The organism is Colwellia sp. 6M3, from assembly GCF_014077595.1.
In the GTDB taxonomy this organism is placed as follows: Bacteria; Pseudomonadota; Gammaproteobacteria; order Enterobacterales; family Alteromonadaceae; genus Cognaticolwellia.
This window is the reverse complement of sequence record NZ_JACGWF010000200.1, coordinates 1-718: the sequence shown is the minus strand read 5'-3', so window position 1 is coordinate 718 and position 718 is coordinate 1. Positions and strand designations below refer to the sequence as shown.

At 41.6% G+C, this 718-nt stretch carries 1 protein-coding gene and 1 tRNA gene; one reads left to right on the top strand and one right to left on the bottom strand.

Features of this window, described 5'->3' with window-relative positions; genetic code table 11:
* Window positions 1–143 precede the first annotated feature (143 nt).
* A tRNA-Tyr gene (locus H4J50_RS18990) sits at window positions 144–228 on the bottom strand.
* A gap of 112 nt (window positions 229–340) precedes the next feature.
* Here H4J50_RS18990 and H4J50_RS18985 point away from each other — a divergent pair.
* Window positions 341–718, top strand: a 378-nt coding sequence (locus tag H4J50_RS18985) for a VC2046/SO_2500 family protein (RefSeq protein ID WP_182257704.1), incomplete at its 3' end; no start/stop codon positions are given.

Genomic DNA, 718 nt, shown 5'->3' with positions numbered 1-718 from the left:
TTGCTTCGGAGTCGTCTGATGTGGATCAGAGACAGCGCGAAGACTGAGCCGTCAGATTTACAGTCTGATCCCTTTGGCCGCTCGGGAATCCCTCCACACTATGTTGTTACATTTGGCCCCACTTAACTTAGCGGTAAGAAAAGTGGTGGAGGGAGCTGGATTCGAACCAGCGAAGGCTGAGCCGTCAGATTTACAGTCTGATCCCTTTGGCCGCTCGGGAACCCCTCCAATGCAACGGCGCTGATAATAGCAAATTGCGTATTTAAGTAAAGAAAAAAGCTAAAGAAAATTGAAATAAAGCCGATAAATATCTATCAGTTACCACAATCGACTAAAGACTATGCAAATAGATGATTTGTTAATCACAGAGAGTCAGTTAAACAGTAGGCTCAATAATAGTGTGCATGAAAATCGCCGTGGCGAATTTTCTCTATTATTAGCGATGCTGTCACATGACGCACTCGACTTTAGCCAATTTCATTTACCAAAAACTGAAATAGATAATTTAGTTATAGAAGAAGAGGCATTAAGAAAGCAATTTGGCGCAGGTACAAAGCAACTTTTAGCCCCTGATGAATACAATATGTTGGTTGGACAGTTTAATGCCTCATTAATATCTCAAGAAGGGGAGCGCTGTGGTATGACAAGTATTAAGTTAAGGCAATGCTTAAGCCCTGAACCACTTGCGATTAGAAATGATGATAAGCATATTCCACTT